General features: G+C 69.2%; 15 protein-coding genes. 7 read left to right on the top strand and 8 right to left on the bottom strand.

All coding sequences use genetic code 11. The features are described 5' to 3' along the window. Position 1: 1 nt before the first annotated feature. Together EAW56_RS09300 and EAW56_RS09295 are read right to left on the bottom strand one after the other, a co-directional pair. Positions 2–742, bottom strand: a complete 741-nt coding sequence (locus EAW56_RS09300; RefSeq protein WP_095535976.1) for a glycerophosphodiester phosphodiesterase — start codon at positions 740–742, stop codon at positions 2–4. Positions 743–751: 9 nt separating this feature from the next. Next, positions 752–1516, bottom strand: coding sequence for a glycerophosphodiester phosphodiesterase family protein (locus EAW56_RS09295; protein WP_233127012.1), 765 nt, complete (start codon positions 1514–1516; stop codon positions 752–754). A 65-nt stretch (positions 1517–1581) separates the two neighbouring features. Here EAW56_RS09295 and EAW56_RS09290 point away from each other — a divergent pair, with 65 nt between their 5' ends. Further along, entirely contained in the window at positions 1582–3468 is a 1887-nt protein-coding gene (locus tag EAW56_RS09290; RefSeq protein ID WP_122086265.1) for an alpha/beta-hydrolase family protein, read from the top strand. Here EAW56_RS09290 and msrA read toward each other — a convergent pair. Beyond that, on the bottom strand, positions 3465–4106 hold the full coding sequence (gene msrA / locus EAW56_RS09285) for a peptide-methionine (S)-S-oxide reductase MsrA (protein ID WP_095278875.1): 642 nt from the start codon (positions 4104–4106) through the stop codon (positions 3465–3467). The genes EAW56_RS09290 and msrA overlap by 4 nt on opposite strands. A gap of 116 nt (positions 4107–4222) precedes the next feature. Between msrA and EAW56_RS09280 the strand changes: the two genes are divergently transcribed. Beyond that, positions 4223–4825 carry a superoxide dismutase gene (locus EAW56_RS09280; RefSeq protein WP_095278874.1) on the top strand — a complete coding sequence of 201 codons (603 nt, stop codon included), beginning with the start codon at positions 4223–4225 and terminating at the stop codon, positions 4823–4825. 120 nt (positions 4826–4945) lie between these two features. After that, positions 4946–6127, top strand: coding sequence for an MFS transporter (locus tag EAW56_RS09275; RefSeq protein ID WP_244213399.1), 1182 nt, complete (start codon positions 4946–4948; stop codon positions 6125–6127). Here EAW56_RS09275 and EAW56_RS09270 read toward each other — a convergent pair. Then, positions 6119–7615 carry a TM0106 family RecB-like putative nuclease gene (locus tag EAW56_RS09270; protein WP_244213398.1) on the bottom strand — a complete coding sequence of 499 codons (1497 nt, stop codon included), beginning with the start codon at positions 7613–7615 and terminating at the stop codon, positions 6119–6121. The genes EAW56_RS09275 and EAW56_RS09270 overlap by 9 nt on opposite strands. 76 nt (positions 7616–7691) lie before the next feature. Between EAW56_RS09270 and EAW56_RS09265 the strand changes: the two genes are divergently transcribed. After that, complete coding sequence (locus tag EAW56_RS09265; protein ID WP_095547916.1) at positions 7692–8324, top strand: DUF6474 family protein; 633 nt, start codon at positions 7692–7694, stop codon at positions 8322–8324. Positions 8325–8352: 28 nt separating this feature from the next. Here EAW56_RS09265 and EAW56_RS09260 read toward each other — a convergent pair whose 3' ends face one another. Together EAW56_RS09260 and EAW56_RS09255 are read right to left on the bottom strand one after the other, a co-directional pair. After that, on the bottom strand, positions 8353–8991 hold the full coding sequence (locus EAW56_RS09260; protein ID WP_095278870.1) for a LuxR C-terminal-related transcriptional regulator: 639 nt from the start codon (positions 8989–8991) through the stop codon (positions 8353–8355). Further along, positions 8966–10261 carry a sensor histidine kinase gene (locus EAW56_RS09255; RefSeq protein WP_095554723.1) on the bottom strand — a complete coding sequence of 432 codons (1296 nt, stop codon included), beginning with the start codon at positions 10259–10261 and terminating at the stop codon, positions 8966–8968. The genes EAW56_RS09260 and EAW56_RS09255 overlap by 26 nt, the downstream gene beginning before the upstream one ends. Between EAW56_RS09255 and EAW56_RS09250 the strand changes: the two genes are divergently transcribed. Then, positions 10260–10841 (top strand): DUF2020 domain-containing protein, encoded by a 582-nt coding sequence (locus tag EAW56_RS09250; protein WP_122086246.1) that lies wholly within the window; start codon positions 10260–10262, stop codon positions 10839–10841. The two genes, EAW56_RS09255 and EAW56_RS09250, sit on opposite strands and share 2 nt — an antisense overlap. Next, a complete protein-coding gene (locus tag EAW56_RS09245; RefSeq protein WP_122086245.1) occupies positions 10838–11833 on the top strand; it encodes a TIGR00730 family Rossman fold protein in 996 nt (331 codons plus the stop codon). The genes EAW56_RS09250 and EAW56_RS09245 overlap by 4 nt, the downstream gene beginning before the upstream one ends. 16 nt (positions 11834–11849) lie before the next feature. Here the strand turns inward: EAW56_RS09245 and EAW56_RS12730 are convergent, their stop codons facing one another. Together EAW56_RS12730 and EAW56_RS09240 are read right to left on the bottom strand one after the other, a co-directional pair. After that, the gene (locus EAW56_RS12730) at positions 11850–12002 is read right to left on the bottom strand and encodes a hypothetical protein (protein WP_095278866.1); all 153 of its coding nucleotides are present in this window, start codon (positions 12000–12002) and stop codon (positions 11850–11852) included. A gap of 3 nt (positions 12003–12005) precedes the next feature. Then, complete coding sequence (locus EAW56_RS09240; RefSeq protein WP_122086243.1) at positions 12006–12803, bottom strand: class E sortase; 798 nt, start codon at positions 12801–12803, stop codon at positions 12006–12008. Positions 12804–12875: 72 nt separating this feature from the next. Between EAW56_RS09240 and yidC the strand changes: the two genes are divergently transcribed. After that, a partial coding sequence (gene yidC, locus EAW56_RS09235) for a membrane protein insertase YidC (protein WP_122086242.1) occupies positions 12876–13323 on the top strand: 448 nt, incomplete at its 3' end.

Below are 13323 nucleotides of genomic sequence, written 5' to 3'. Positions count from 1 at the left end.
GCTACTCGCCCGCGAACGTTTCCAGCGCGAGCTGCGGCAGGTCCGTGGCCATGAGGTCCACCCCGCGGGCGCGGCACCACTGCATCTCGCGCGGCAGGTTGACGGTCCACACGTAGGACGGCTGGTCGGCCGCGCCGAGCGCCTCCGGCTCAGCCTGCGCCTGGCGCACGGACGGACCTGGGCCCGTGGCCTGGCCGAAGTCGACCGGCAGCGGCTCGGTCGGGTCCATCAGGGCAAAGGAGCGCAGCTCGGGGAGCAGCTCGCGGAAGCGCTCGATCGCCTCCGGGTTGAAGGAGATGAGGTGCACCTGCTCGCCGGTGTCCATGCCGTGCGCGCGCACGACCCGCGCGACCCCCTCGTCCAGCTCGGCGCCGAACGGGGACGGGTGCTTCGTCTCAATGAGCAGGTGCTTGCCCGGGTACTGGGCGAGGAGGTCGAGCAGCTCGCTGAGCAGCATGATCTGCTGCGGGTCCTCCGGAGTGCCGAAGTTGAGCTGGCGGATCTCCTCCAGCGTCAGCTCCGCGACCTCGCCGGTGGCGCGCTCGCCGTCGACGGTCATGGCGGTGCGGTCCACGGAGAGGTCGTGGATCACCACGGCCTGGCCGTCCTTCGTCATGTTCACGTCGCACTCGATGCCGTAGATGTCCAGCTTGAGCGCCTCCTCGAAGGCGCGGCGCGTGTTCTCCGGGTAGCAGCCGTTGAATCCGCGGTGCGCGACGATGCCGGGAATGTTGGAATCCATGGAGTCTCCTTAACTCGCAGGTGCCGGAGCGGGCACGCTCGTGGCGTCCGCGCGCGCGAACGTCTCCAGCGCCAGGTTGGGCAGGTCGGTGGCCAGGACGTCCACGTTGTGGTCACGGCACCACATCATCTGCCGCGGCGTGTTCACGGTCCACGTGTACGTCTTCAGCCCGCGCAGCCCGACCAGCTGCTGCCGCGCCTGCAGGTGCTGGATGGACGGGCCGACGCCGTACGGGCGCGACAGCATGGTGCCGCGCGGGTTCCACCGCTTCTCGCGCACGCGGAACAGGTAGTAGGTCTCCAGCTGCGGCGCCATGTGCGTGAAGTAGCGCACCGCCTTGTGGGAGAAGGAGATGATGTGGATGCGCTCGCTGTGCAGCAGCCCCGCGTAGGTGAGCACGCGCAGCGTCTGCTCGTCCACCTCGGGCCCGTAGAGGGTGGGGTGCTTCGTCTCGATGTAGAGGTGCTTGTCCGGGTAGTCCTGCATGAGCTCCAGCAGCTCCTCCAGCAGCATGATCTGCTGCGGGTCCTCGTCGGTGCCGCAGTTCAGCTCGCGCAGCTGCGCGTAGTCCATGCAGTCGACGCGCCCGCGCCCGTTCGTGGTGCGCGAAACGTTCGCGTCGTGGAAGACGACGAGCTTGCCGTCGCGCGAGAGGCGCACGTCGCACTCGATGCCGTGGATGGGGAGCTTCAGCGCTTCCTCAAACGCTCGCCTGGTCAGCTCGGGGTACATGCCGGAAAATCCGCGGTGCGCAACAATGTTCGTCTGCCTCACAGTGCCCAAACCTACAACGGGTTGCGCCCCCGCGCGACCGGAGAAACTTTGTCATAATGCTGGGCATGGGCACACCCAAGCTTATCGACGCCACCGCGCCCCTTTCCCGCCTCACCGCCGGTATCGACTCGGCGCGTCGGGCCGTGCGGCGCGCCCGCGGCCGGTACAGCTTCGACCGCCACGGCGTGCTGGCCGCCCCGCTCGCCGCCGTGGAAATCCTCGCGGACCTCTCCCCCATCGTCCGCCTGCAGGGCCTGCGCCGCCTGCCCAACAACTTCCGCTCCGGGGTGATCGGCGCGGAGATCGCCTCGTGGGGCGCGGTCGCGCCCTCGCTGCTGCCCCGCCGCTGGTGGACCACCGCCGCGAACGTGGCGATCTGCCAGGCCGTCGGGCACATGATCGGCTCGGGCGTGGGCAGCGTCGCGCGGGCCTGCGGGACCAGCGGGCCGCGGGGGCGGCACGCCAACCCGGCGCGCATCGTGATGAGCTCGATGACGATGGCGGCCTACGGGGCGTCGTTAAGCGTGCATGCCCGGCAGGAGCGGCTGGTGGAGAACCCGCGCCCGGTGCGGGCGGCTGACACGGTGGCCGGCTTAGCGGTGGGCACGCTGGGGTACGGCGCGACGCTGCTGCTTGGCGAGGCCCTGCAGACCTCCGTCGACCGCATCAACGCCGTCTTCGGCCGCCGTCTCCCGCCCGTGACCTCGTGGCCGCTGGCAATTCTCGCGGTGAGCGCGGGCGCCTACCTGTTCACGGATCGCCTGGTGGTGCGCAACTTCCTCTCCAATGTGTACAAGGAGGCGGAAGAGCTTAACCGGCAGTTCCTCCCGGGCGCCGCGCAGCCGCGCGAGCCGGAGCGCACGGGCTCGCCCGCGTCCGGCGAGGCGTGGCGCAGGATGGGCCGCCAGGGCCGCGCGGTGGTCGCGGGCGGGCCGCGCAAGCGCGACATCGGTCTGGTCCTGGGCGAATCCCCCGACAAGGTCAAGGAGCCGATCCGCATCTTCATCGCGCTTCGCGACGGCAACCGCAGCCGCTCCTACGAAGAGATGGCCGCCGCCGCCCTGCGCGAGATGGACCGCACCGACGCCTGGTCGCGCCGCCACATCGCGGTCCTCTCCGCCGCCGGCACCGGCTGGATCAATGACTTCCACACCTCCGGCTTCGAGTTCGTCGCGCGCGGCGACTGCGCCATCGTGGCCATGCAGTACTCCTACGTCCCGTCGCTCTACTCCTACATGGCGGACCGCGAATCCGCCGTCCAGTCGTCCCGCATCCTCATCAATGCGATTCGCAACCGCATTTCGCTTCTCGACGCCCACCGCCAGCCCAAGCTCTACGTCGGCGGAGAGTCCCTCGGCGCCTACGGCGTCGCCGACGCCTTCCACGCACCCGAGGAGCTGCTCGCCCGCACCTCCGGCGGCGTGTTCACGGGGGCGCCGGCGTTCTGCGCCGCCCACGCGGCGCTGACGCGACGGCGCGAAGAGGGCAGCCCGCAGCGCCTCCCCGTCGTGGACGGCGGCCGCCACTTCCGCTTCATCTCCCACCCCGACCACCTGGACCACGACTACGCGGGCAACGAATACGACGCCCCATGGGAGTTCCCCCGCGCCGTCTTCGCCCAACACGCCTCGGACCCCATCGTGTGGTGGGACTGGAGCTTGCTGTGGCGGGCCCCCGACTGGCTCAAGGAACCCGGCTCGCGCGGGGTCCCCGCCCCCGCCGCCCAGCACTTAGACGTGCTGGACACGCTGCGCTGGTGGCCGTTTGTCACCTTCTGGCAGGTGGGTATCGACCAGATCAACTCCAAGGACTTCGCCGCCCCGCACGGGCACAACTACCACGCCGAGACCGTCGCGGCGTGGAACAAGGTGCTCGACGGCGGGCTCACCAACGCCGAGCTGGAGCGCATCAACCGGTGGATCGCGGCGGACGCGACGAAGCTGCGCGCTTAGATCCCGCAGGCGACGCCCGTGGAGTGGTGCGGGCAGTAGCCGTTGGGCACCTTGTGCAGGTACTGCTGGTGCTGTTCCTCCGCCAGGTAGTAGTCCACGTCCGCGCGGACCTCAGTGGTCATGTCCCCGTAGCCGGCCTCCTTGAGCTGGCGGCCGTACTCGTCGCACCACTGCCGGATCTGTTCCGCTTCCTCTTCCGTGTCCGGGTAGAAGGCGGAGCGGTACTGGGTGCCGTGGTCGTTGCCCTGGCGGTAGCCCTGCGTGGGGTCGTGCGCCTCGAGCGCGGTGCGCACCAGGTCCTTCAGGCTGATCGTTTCCGGGTCGTAGACCACCTCGACGGTCTCCGCGTGGTTGGTCCTGCCGCCGCACACCTCGGCGTAGGTGGGGTTGGGGGTCTGCCCGCCGGCGTAGCCCGCGGAGGTGGACTCCACCCCGTCGAGCTCCCAGAACATCTTCTCCACGCCCCAGAAGCAGCCAATGGCGATGCGCAAGCGGCGCTGCTCCGGCTTCCACGGCCCGGTAATCGGGGTGCCCAGCACGGCGTGCGGCTGGGGGTTTGGCAGCAGCGGCTCCGCGCGGCCGGGCAGCGTCTGGTCGGCCGGAACGAGCTCAGGTGTCAGTGCAAAAAGGAATCCCATGTGTCTAATAACTAACAATTGGGCCCCGGAAATTCCACGGATATTTTCATTGCACGAAATGAGTTTTTGTCTACTATGGGGCACGTCATCACAAGCTGACGAAAGGATTTAGCACAATGGCTGTTTACGAGCTTCCGGAACTCCCGTACGCATACGACGCGCTGGAGCCCCACATCTCCAAGGAGATTATGGAGCTGCACCACGACAAGCACCACGCAACTTACGTCGCTGGCGCGAACGCTGCGCTCGAGGCCCTCGAGGCTGAGCGCAACGGCGAGGCAAACCCGGACAAGCTGCGCGCGCTGTCCAAGAACCTCGCGTTCAACCTGGGTGGCCACACCAACCACTCCATCTTCTGGAAGAACATGGCATCGAACGCTGGCGGCAACCCGACCGGCGCAATCGCCGAGGCCATCGACCGCGACTTCGGTTCTTTCGAGGCATTCCAGAAGCAGTTCGCTGGCGTCGCCACCGGCCTGCAGGGCTCCGGCTGGGCCGTCCTGGGCTACGACCACATCGCTGGCCGCCTGATCATCCAGCAGCTGACCGACCAGCAGGGCAACATCTCCGTTGACTTCACCCCGGTCCTCATGCTGGACATGTGGGAGCACGCGTTCTACCTGCAGTACAAGAACGTCAAGGCTGATTACGTCAAGGCTTGGTGGAACGTCGTCAACTGGGACGACGTCAACGAGCGCCTCGCCGCTGCGTCCAAGTAAGACGCCGCACCCCGCGCCGACCACGCACCCGCGTGGCCGGCGCGGTTTTTTATGGGCACGCCACAGGAAATCCGGCGAAACCGTTGCGGGAGCGCGCAAAAAGGTGGACCATAAGTCCTTATGAGGAAGGGCACGATTGAGTATCGCAGGGCGTCGATAGGCATGCTCCTCGTCGGCCTGGCGATCTTCTCCTCGCTCTACGCCACGCAGGCGCTGCTGCCCACGCTCACGCGCGAGATGGGGATCGACCCGTCCACCGCCGCGCTCACCGTGTCCGCCGCGACGGGCGCGCTCGCGGTGTGCGTGGTGCCGGCGTCGATCCTGTCGGAGAAGTTCGGGCGCGGCCGCGTACTGGTCATCTCCGCGCTCGCCGCCACCGCGCTCGGGCTGACGTTGCCGCTGGCGCAGAGCATCGAGCAGCTCGTGGTGCTGCGCTCGCTGCAGGGAGCGCTGCTCGCGGGCACGCCCGCGGTGGCGATGGCGTGGCTGTCGGAGGAGCTGGACGAGCGCGACCTCGCCGGCGCGATGGGGCTCTACATCGCGGGCACCTCGGTCGGCGGGCTGACCGGCCGCCTCATCCCGGCGTTCATGCTCGAGGTCACCGGCTGGCGCTGGGCGCTGGCCACGAGCGCCGCGGTGAGCCTCGCCCTGGCCGTCGCCACCGCCATTCTGCTGCCGGAGCAGCGCAACTTCCGCCCGAAGGCGTCGATCCGCCCGGGCGCCGAGGTCCGCGCCGTGGCCGGCCACCTGCGCAACCCGCGCCTGGTCGGGCTGGTCGCCACCGCGTTCATCGCCATGGGCGTGTTCGTGTCCATGTACAACTTTTTCGGGTTCCGCGCCATCAATGATTTCGGGCTCGCGCCGTCGCTGGCAGGCCTGACCTACGTGATGTACCTGTCCGGCACGTGGTCGAGCGCGCGGGCGGGCAGCTTCGTTTCCCACTTCGGTCGCGGCCGGGTCGTGCTCGCCGCCGCGGTGCTCATGCTCACCGGCGCGCTCATCGGGTCGAGCGGCAACCTCATCGTCACACTGGTGGGGCTGCTCCTCTTCACCGCCAGCTTCTTCGCCCTGCACTCCACGGCGTCGGGCTGGGTAGGGCTGATTGCGGAGAAGGACCGCGCGGAGGCGTCGAGCCTCTACGTGTTCTGCTACTACATGGGATCGTCGCTGCTGGGGGCGGCGACGGGCCAGGCATTTGAGGCGCTGCCGTGGGCGGGGTTCGTGGCCGTGCTCGCGGCGCTGCTGGGCGCGCTCATCGCCATCGCGGTCGCGCTCGCCGTGGCGGAGAAGCGCTCAGAGTAGCGGCAGGCCCGGCGCGCCCGCGTCGAGGAACTCGCGCACGGCGCGCGTGGCCCGGCAGTCGTCCTCGTTGTAGCGCAGCAGCGTCTCCCGCGCCGCCGCGCCGTCGACGCCGCCCTCCCGCGCTGCGCGGCGCAGCGCCACGGAGACCTCGCCGTCGACGTCGTCGTCTTCCCAGGTGAACCCCACCACCGGCCCGAGGACCTTGAGGCCCAGCCCGTCGGTGCCCACCAGGTGCGTGCGGACGTGCGCGAACACGTCCACCCACTCGTCGGACGCGATGAAGGCCTGCACCTCGGCCAGCTCCACGGAGTCGAAGCGCTTGGCAGACGACTTCATCCAGTGGTTCTCGCCACCCGCCGCGTAGCAGTAGGCCGCAAACGTCTTGCCCGCCGCGTGCGCCGCGTCGCGCACGCCCATCAGCCAGCGCCAGAACTGCGTGAAGTTGCGTTCCTCGGCCTCACCACCCACGTCGTCCCAGGTCACAAACGCGCGGTACACCGCGCCGTCGTACGCGCCCCACAGGTAGGCGCCCTGGTCCAGGTACGCCTCCATGTCCACGTCGATCTCCACGTCGGCGCGCGGCACGCGGATCGGCCCCTGGCGCCGCAGCACCGGGATGCCCTCGCGCCAGGAGCGGGCGATTACCGACGCCTCGCCGCAGGAGGCGTCGATAAGCCCCTGCACCGTGACGATCCCCCTGTCGCGCCACGCGTCGCCCCGGCCGCCGGAGAAGACGAGCGAGATGTCGTCGAGTTCGCGCAGGCGCGGCTCGCAGAGCTGCCAGAACCGGCAGCCCGCGCACTGCTTGAGGCGCAGCGGCTCGTCCGGGATCGGTGCGCCGAGCGCGCGCAGCATCGGCGGCACGAACCGGGTGACCTCGCCGAGGTAGGCGCGCTCGCGGTCCTGGCCGATGCTCGCGCCGAGGCCGGTGGCGGAGTCGCCGAGCAGGAGTTCCGCCATGGCGAGGCGGTAGCCGTCGATGGTGTGGTGGCGCGGCTTGGTGCGCACCGCGAGCGGTTTGCCCAGCCCGAGCCGGCCGGTGGGCACCATCCGCGTGCTGGACTCCGGGTCCTTGCGCGCGACGCGGTGGTTGGACACGATGACGGGGAGGTAGCCGTCGTCGGTGCGCACGAGCACGTCGATCTCGTCCACCACGCGGATCCCCTCGAGTGTGCCGCAGAGGACCGCGCGCGTGATCAGGTGGGCGCCGCGGCGCATCGCCGCCCGCGTCTCCGCGTCGCGGCTGAGCAGCTCGGTAGGGGTCGTGGCCGGCGGGAGGTCGACGCGGACGAAGGCTTTCCGGCGGCCGTCGCCAACCGCCCGCTTCGTGGGCAGCGCGGCGAAGACGAGTTCGCGGGCGGCCTCGAGCTGCGCCTGGCGGGACTCGCCGCTCGGGGTTGGACCGATCTCCGGGTGCGCCCAACGCTGGCGCAACCGGAACCTGCATCCCACGAGGTCCGCGGGACGGACCTGAAACGGCTCATTCACAATATGGACCACATTACCTGGACGGCGGGTAAGATCGGGACAGCGAAAAACGACACGACCAAGGAGCACCACCCCAATGGGAGTTTTTGAAGCGATCCGCAAGGCCCGCGCGAGGACGAAGGCGGAGATCAAGGCCGCCGAGGCGCGCGCCCGCAAGATGGCCAAGGAACAGGCGAAGGCCGATCAGAAGACGGCGAAGCTGCTGGACAAGGCAGAAAAGCGCCTGATCAAGGAAGAGAAGAAGGGCCTGAAGCGCAAGCGCAAGCACGAGAAGCAGCTGGCCGAGGCGCACCTGAAGCGCATCGAGCAGACCGGCTTTACGCAGAAGAAGGCGAAGCAGTGGGTCGGCGCGTCGCGCATCCTCGTGCCCATCCTGCTGCCCCTGGCGTACAAGGCGTACACCTCCTACCAGCAGAACCGCATGAACTCCCGCGCCGCCGGTCTGGGCGTCAACCCGCAGGACCTCGCGCGCCACTCCGGCCGCGGCGCCGAGCTCAAGGCGCGTATCGACGCCCTGCGTACCTCCGTCGAGTCCGCCGACAACCTGCCGTCTGGCTTCTCCGGCGACGCGAAGGTGCGCCTCAATGAGCTGGCGCGCAACGTGCGCGACGCGGAGCACCTCAACCCGGAGCAGCGCCGCCTGGCGTACGGCACCGTGGAGGAGGAGCTGGACACACTCGGCGCGGAGATCGCCAAGAAGTCCCGCTAAGCCTCGGGGCTCTCGGAGCTCTTGGGGGTTACAGCACCCCCTGCTCGCGTGCCGACGCCACCGCCGACGTCCGCGAGCGCACCCCCAGCTTGTCGTAGATGTGCACCAGGTGCGACTTCACCGTTGCCTCCGACAGCATGAGCTGCTGGCCGATCTCCCGGTTCGAGGAGCCTTCGGCCACCAGCTGCAGCACCTCCAGCTCGCGCGGCGTAAGCGAGGAACGCGGCGCCCTGTCGCGCGTCTCCAGCTTGTCGCGCACGACCGGCGACAGTGAGGCGTCGCCGCGCGCGGTGGAGCGCACCGCGGCGAGCAGCTCCTCCGGTGGCGCGTCCTTGAGCAAGTATCCCACCGCGCCGGCCTCGATCGCGCCCAGGATGTCCGCGTCCGTGTCGTAGTTGGTCACCACCAGCACCTTCGGCGGCGTCGCCATGCTGGAGCGGATCTCTGCCGTCGCCTGCGCGCCCGTGGTCACCCGCGCGCCCTCGGACCCGGCGCCGAAGCGCAGATCCATCAGGATCACGTCGATGCCGCCCGCCTGCGCGGTCGCGATTGCGGCCTCGGCGGTCGCCACCTCACCCACGACGCGGATGTCCTCCGCCGCCTCGAGCACGGAGCGCAGCCCGAGCCGCACAATTTCGTGGTCATCGGCCAGCAGCACCCGGATCATCGTTCACCTCGTTCTTATCTTCGTCGATGCGGTTGGCCGCATCATTCTTTTGATTGACATTACTCGGTACCGCGACCGAAAGCGCCGTAGGTCCACCCGGCGCGGACTCCACCACCAGCTCCCCGCCCAGCTCCGCGGCGCGCGAGCGCATCGCGTCCAGCCCCAGGTGCCCCAGCCCCGCGGGCTGCTCCGCCTGCGCCTCCGTGTCGAACCCGTGCCCGTTATCCACCACGTCCAGGCGCACCTCCCCGGCCCCGTACGTCAGCGTCACCCGCATCCGCGTCCCGCCCGAGTGCTTCACCGCGTTCGCCATCGCCCCCTGCGCGATCCGCAGCAGCCCGGCCTCGGTGCGCATCGGCAGCTGTTGCGCCTCCCCGTCCGTGTCGATCTCAATGCGCATGTCGCTCGCCGTCTCCAGGTCGCCCGCGATGCGGGTGAGGGCATCGCTTAACGACGTCTCACTCAACGGGGCCGGCGCCAACGCCGCGATCATCGCCCGCGTCTCCGCCAAGTTGTTAGACGCCGCCCGGCGCGCCGTCTCCATCCGCTTCAGCGGCGCCTCCAGCTGCTCGGCCGGGACGTCCAGGCCCGCGAGGTCCCGCTCGGCGGCGTGGAGCAGCATCTGAATCGAGGACAGGTTCTGCGCCACCGTGTCGTGGATCTCGTGCGCGAGGCGCTCGCGCTCCTGCGCCACGCCGGCGGCGCGCTCGGTGGCGACCAGTTTGTCGCGGGTGGAAAGCAGCTCGTCGATAAGCGCCTCCCGCTCCTTGCTCACCCGTCCGATGGTGGTGAACGCGTAGTTGATGGCCACCACGACCGCGGCGGAAAGGACCGGGCCGAGGACGCCGCCGAGGGTGAGCCCGCCCGGGATCTGGATGAGGACGGAGATGATGAGGCCGGCGGCGACAAGGAGGAGGCCGCGCCAGTTGTTGAAGACGCGGAGGAAGACGAAGAAGAGGATGAAGACCCAGTAAACCGCGACCGGCGAGATGGTCATATCCGCGACCCACACCGCGGTGAGCGCGAGGCACCACAGGCCGCGCATCCAGCGGCCCCACCGGTGCATCTCCACCATGCCGTAGAACAGGACGAAGGAGAAGGAGGAGACCAGGAGGATCTGTAGCAGCGCCAGGTTCAGCGGCATCCGGGCCAGCGCGCCGAGGGAGACGAGCACGAGGCACACGGCGAGCACCGTGATGCCGGTGTCGAGCGCCTTATTGTCCGGCACGTCTGCGGTCGGTTGCGCCGCGCTGGCTAGTCTAGAGCTCATGCGTTTGACACTACCCACTGTGTGGATGACCCCCGTGCTCGTGGCAACCGGTCTCGCGCTCGCCGCGTGCGGCAGCGGTAGCGAGGGCGGAGCAGGCACCGCGGGTGAGGAGCCGACGGAAGCGGCCGCGCCAGACTCCGGGCTGCCCGTCGAGGCGCTGCCGGCGACGGACCGCAACGGCTGGGTCGACTGCCCCTACCTGGATACGGAGTGGGTGGCGCAGACCAACGGGCAGCGCGTCACGGGCGTGGGCATCGACGAACGCTTCGACACGCCCGCCTGCCAGTTCTGGTCCTACCCGGAGGAGCCGCAGCTGACGGTGGTGGTGCGCCACATGGACAGCCCGGAGGCGGCGATGCAGGTGGTGGACTGGGCCACGCCGATCGCGTACACCTCGCCCGCGGACCAGCCGGTCGGGTGGAACGGCGGGCGACACGGCGGCGGCGAGGTCCCCGACCGGATCGGTGCCGCATACTCGGTGGCCAAGGGCTCTCACGCCGTCACCGTGTTTACCAACCAGGACGAGTCGGTGAAGGCACAACACGTGGCGGAGCAAGTCATCGCTACCCTGGGCCTGTGACCGAACACGTAACGCCCCCAGACCAGCCACTCGCAGAGATCATCGTCGCCGCAATCGTCTTCCGCGACGCGGAAGGGCGGGTGCTGTGCGTGCGCAAGCACTCCAGCCCTCGCTACCAGCTGCCGGGCGGCAAACTCGAGCCCGGCGAAAGCACCCTGGACGCCGCGCTGCGCGAGACCCGCGAGGAGATCGGCGTGGAGGTCGAACGCTCGCACCTGAGCTACCTGGGCCGCTTCAGCGCGGAGGCGTCGAACGAACCGGGGCACACCGTCACCTCGACCGTGTACGTGCACCCCGCTCCGCCCGCCGCGCCGGCGCCCGCGGCGGAGATCGCCGAGGCCGCCTGGATCGACCCGGAGGAGCCTGGCGACCGGCAGATCGCGCCCCTGCTCACCTCGCGGATCTTCCCGGCGCTGCGCCCGCGCCGGCTGCGCGCCGTCACCGTCTTCGCCGGGGCCAACCCCGGCAAGCGCCCGGAATACCTCGAGCAGGGCCGCCTGCTCGGCGAGGCACTCGCCCGGCGCGGCGCTACCCTGGTCTACGGCGGGAGCAAGGTGGGCGTGATGGGAGCGGTGGCCGCGGGGGCGTCGGCAAGCGGCGGCTCCTCGCTCGGCGTGCTCACCACGCAGCTGGCCAACTACGAGCTCAAGTTCGACGGGCTGGACCGGCTCGAGCTGGTCGGGTCGATGGCGGAGCGCAAGGCGATGATGAGTCAGCAGGGCGACGCGATCGTGGCGCTGCCCGGCGGGACGGGCACGCTGGACGAGCTGTTCCAGGAATGGACGAGCCAGCAGCTCGGGCTGCACTCCAAGCCAATCGGGCTGCTTGGCAGCGAGTTCTGGCAGCCGCTGCTGGACATGGTGGATCACATGGTGCACAACGGGTTCGTGCGGCAGACGGACCGCGACCACCTCGTCGTCGCGGACGACCCGGACGAGCTGCTGGACAGGCTGGAGCGGTGGGTGCCGCCGGTGCCGCGTTGGACGGACTAGACGGCGCTCAACGGCGCTAAACGGCGACGTCGTTGTACGGCATCATCGCCGAGATCCACGGGAACACGACCTCCATCAGCAGGAAGAACACCGCGACCAGGACGACGACGGTGATGAGGGCCTTGACCCACGTGTTGCCCGGCAGCTTGCGCCACAGGAATGCGTACATGCGCTACTTCACCTCCGACATCGCGCTCGGGAGGGTGTTGCCCTCCGGGTTCTTCGGCAGGACCTCGGTGCGCATCGCGTGGACCACCATGCGCTCCGCGTTGGAGAACTGCGGGTGGCAGGTGGTCAGCGTCATGATGCCCTCCATGCCGTCCACCACCTCCATGGACTTCGTCTCCGGCATCGGGTTGACCACGTCGATGTCGCCGGGCACCGTGATGTGGCGCCCCTGCACCTTGCCGTAGTCGCCGGTGGCCACCCGCTCGTTCATCTCGCCCGGCAGGCAGTCCGCGGTTTCGACGCGGCGCTCGTCCGGTTGCTGCGACATGGGGAGCACGCGGTAGGTCACCCACTGGGTCTGGGTTTCCACCACGATGGCGTCGCAAGCCTTGAGCCCGCCCAGGTCGTTGAAGGGCGCGCCCTTGCCCACGCGGTGGCCGGCGACGGCGAAGTTGCCGTTCTCACCGGGCATCTGGGTGTCCGGGTAGCGGCCCGGCCCGACGAGCAGCTCCTTTTCCTGCACACCCTCGATGATGGCGAACTCGTAGTCGGGGCCGAAGGCGGGGATGTACATGCGCGCGAAGGCGTCGCCAAGCGCCGGCGCTTTCGCTTCGCGCGGGTTGACCCAGCCTTCGCCCCACTGCAGCTCGAGCTTCTGCTGCGCCTCATGCTGCTTCTCGCCGGAGGCGATGTTGGTCCAGAACGACTCGTAGAACGCGAACAGGAGGAGGAGGGCGCCTGCGGTGAGCAGGAGTTCCCCGATGACCTGTGAGGCACTGATGCGGTGTGGGGCTGCGGGCATGGCATAACATTAACCCACGACCGCTCGCGCGCGGCACTGCGAACGACGCTACGAAAGGGGCGCTTGCTCAGCATGCTGGAAATGTTGGTCTACCCGGTCTCTGCGGTGATTAAGCTGTGGCACTGGCTGCTTGCAGACGTCCTGGGCATGGGCCCCTCCGCCGCGTGGGTCGCCTCCGTGATCCTCCTCGTGGTCACGGTCCGCGCGCTCATCATGCCGTTTGCGCTGCAGCAATACCGCATCAGCCGCGTCGGCTTCCTGGTCCGGCCGCACCTCGCGCGCATCAAGGCGCAGTACGCGGACGCCACCTCGCCGGAGGCCATCGCCGCGGAGAAGCAGGCCATGAAGAAAGTCCAGGACGAACACAATTACAACCCGCTCGCCGGCTGCATCCCGGCGCTCATCCAGTTCCCGGTGTTCATCGGCCTCTACCGCCTGCTGCGCTGGATGGCCGTGCCCACGGACGGCGACAACCACACCATCGGCATCCTCACCCCGCAGGACCTCGAGACGTTCCGGG

It is taken from the genome of Corynebacterium gottingense (genome assembly GCF_003693265.1).
GTDB classification, from domain to species: domain Bacteria; phylum Actinomycetota; class Actinomycetes; order Mycobacteriales; family Mycobacteriaceae; genus Corynebacterium; species Corynebacterium gottingense.
The sequence above is the reverse complement of the archived record's forward strand: the minus strand, read 5'-3'. Positions and strand labels throughout refer to the sequence as shown.

What these genes read in the sequence shown, in the direction of transcription:
- EAW56_RS09280 (WP_095278874.1), top strand. Translation starts at nt 4,223, where the DNA reads ATGGCTGTTTACGAGCTTCCGGAACTCCCGTACGCATACGACGCGCTG.
- EAW56_RS09260 (WP_095278870.1), bottom strand. Translation starts at nt 8,991, where the DNA reads ATGATCCGGGTGCTGCTGGCCGATGACCACGAAATTGTGCGGCTCGGG.
- EAW56_RS09300 (WP_095535976.1), bottom strand. Translation starts at nt 742, where the DNA reads ATGGATTCCAACATTCCCGGCATCGTCGCGCACCGCGGATTCAACGGC.
- msrA (WP_095278875.1), bottom strand. Translation starts at nt 4,106, where the DNA reads ATGGGATTCCTTTTTGCACTGACACCTGAGCTCGTTCCGGCCGACCAG.
- EAW56_RS09250 (WP_122086246.1), top strand. Translation starts at nt 10,260, where the DNA reads ATGCGTTTGACACTACCCACTGTGTGGATGACCCCCGTGCTCGTGGCA.
- EAW56_RS12730 (WP_095278866.1), bottom strand. Translation starts at nt 12,002, where the DNA reads ATGTACGCATTCCTGTGGCGCAAGCTGCCGGGCAACACGTGGGTCAAG.
- EAW56_RS09255 (WP_095554723.1), bottom strand. Translation starts at nt 10,261, where the DNA reads ATGAGCTCTAGACTAGCCAGCGCGGCGCAACCGACCGCAGACGTGCCG.
- EAW56_RS09275 (WP_244213399.1), top strand. Translation starts at nt 4,946, where the DNA reads ATGAGGAAGGGCACGATTGAGTATCGCAGGGCGTCGATAGGCATGCTC.
- EAW56_RS09265 (WP_095547916.1), top strand. Translation starts at nt 7,692, where the DNA reads ATGGGAGTTTTTGAAGCGATCCGCAAGGCCCGCGCGAGGACGAAGGCG.
- EAW56_RS09290 (WP_122086265.1), top strand. Translation starts at nt 1,582, where the DNA reads ATGGGCACACCCAAGCTTATCGACGCCACCGCGCCCCTTTCCCGCCTC.
- EAW56_RS09240 (WP_122086243.1), bottom strand. Translation starts at nt 12,803, where the DNA reads ATGCCCGCAGCCCCACACCGCATCAGTGCCTCACAGGTCATCGGGGAA.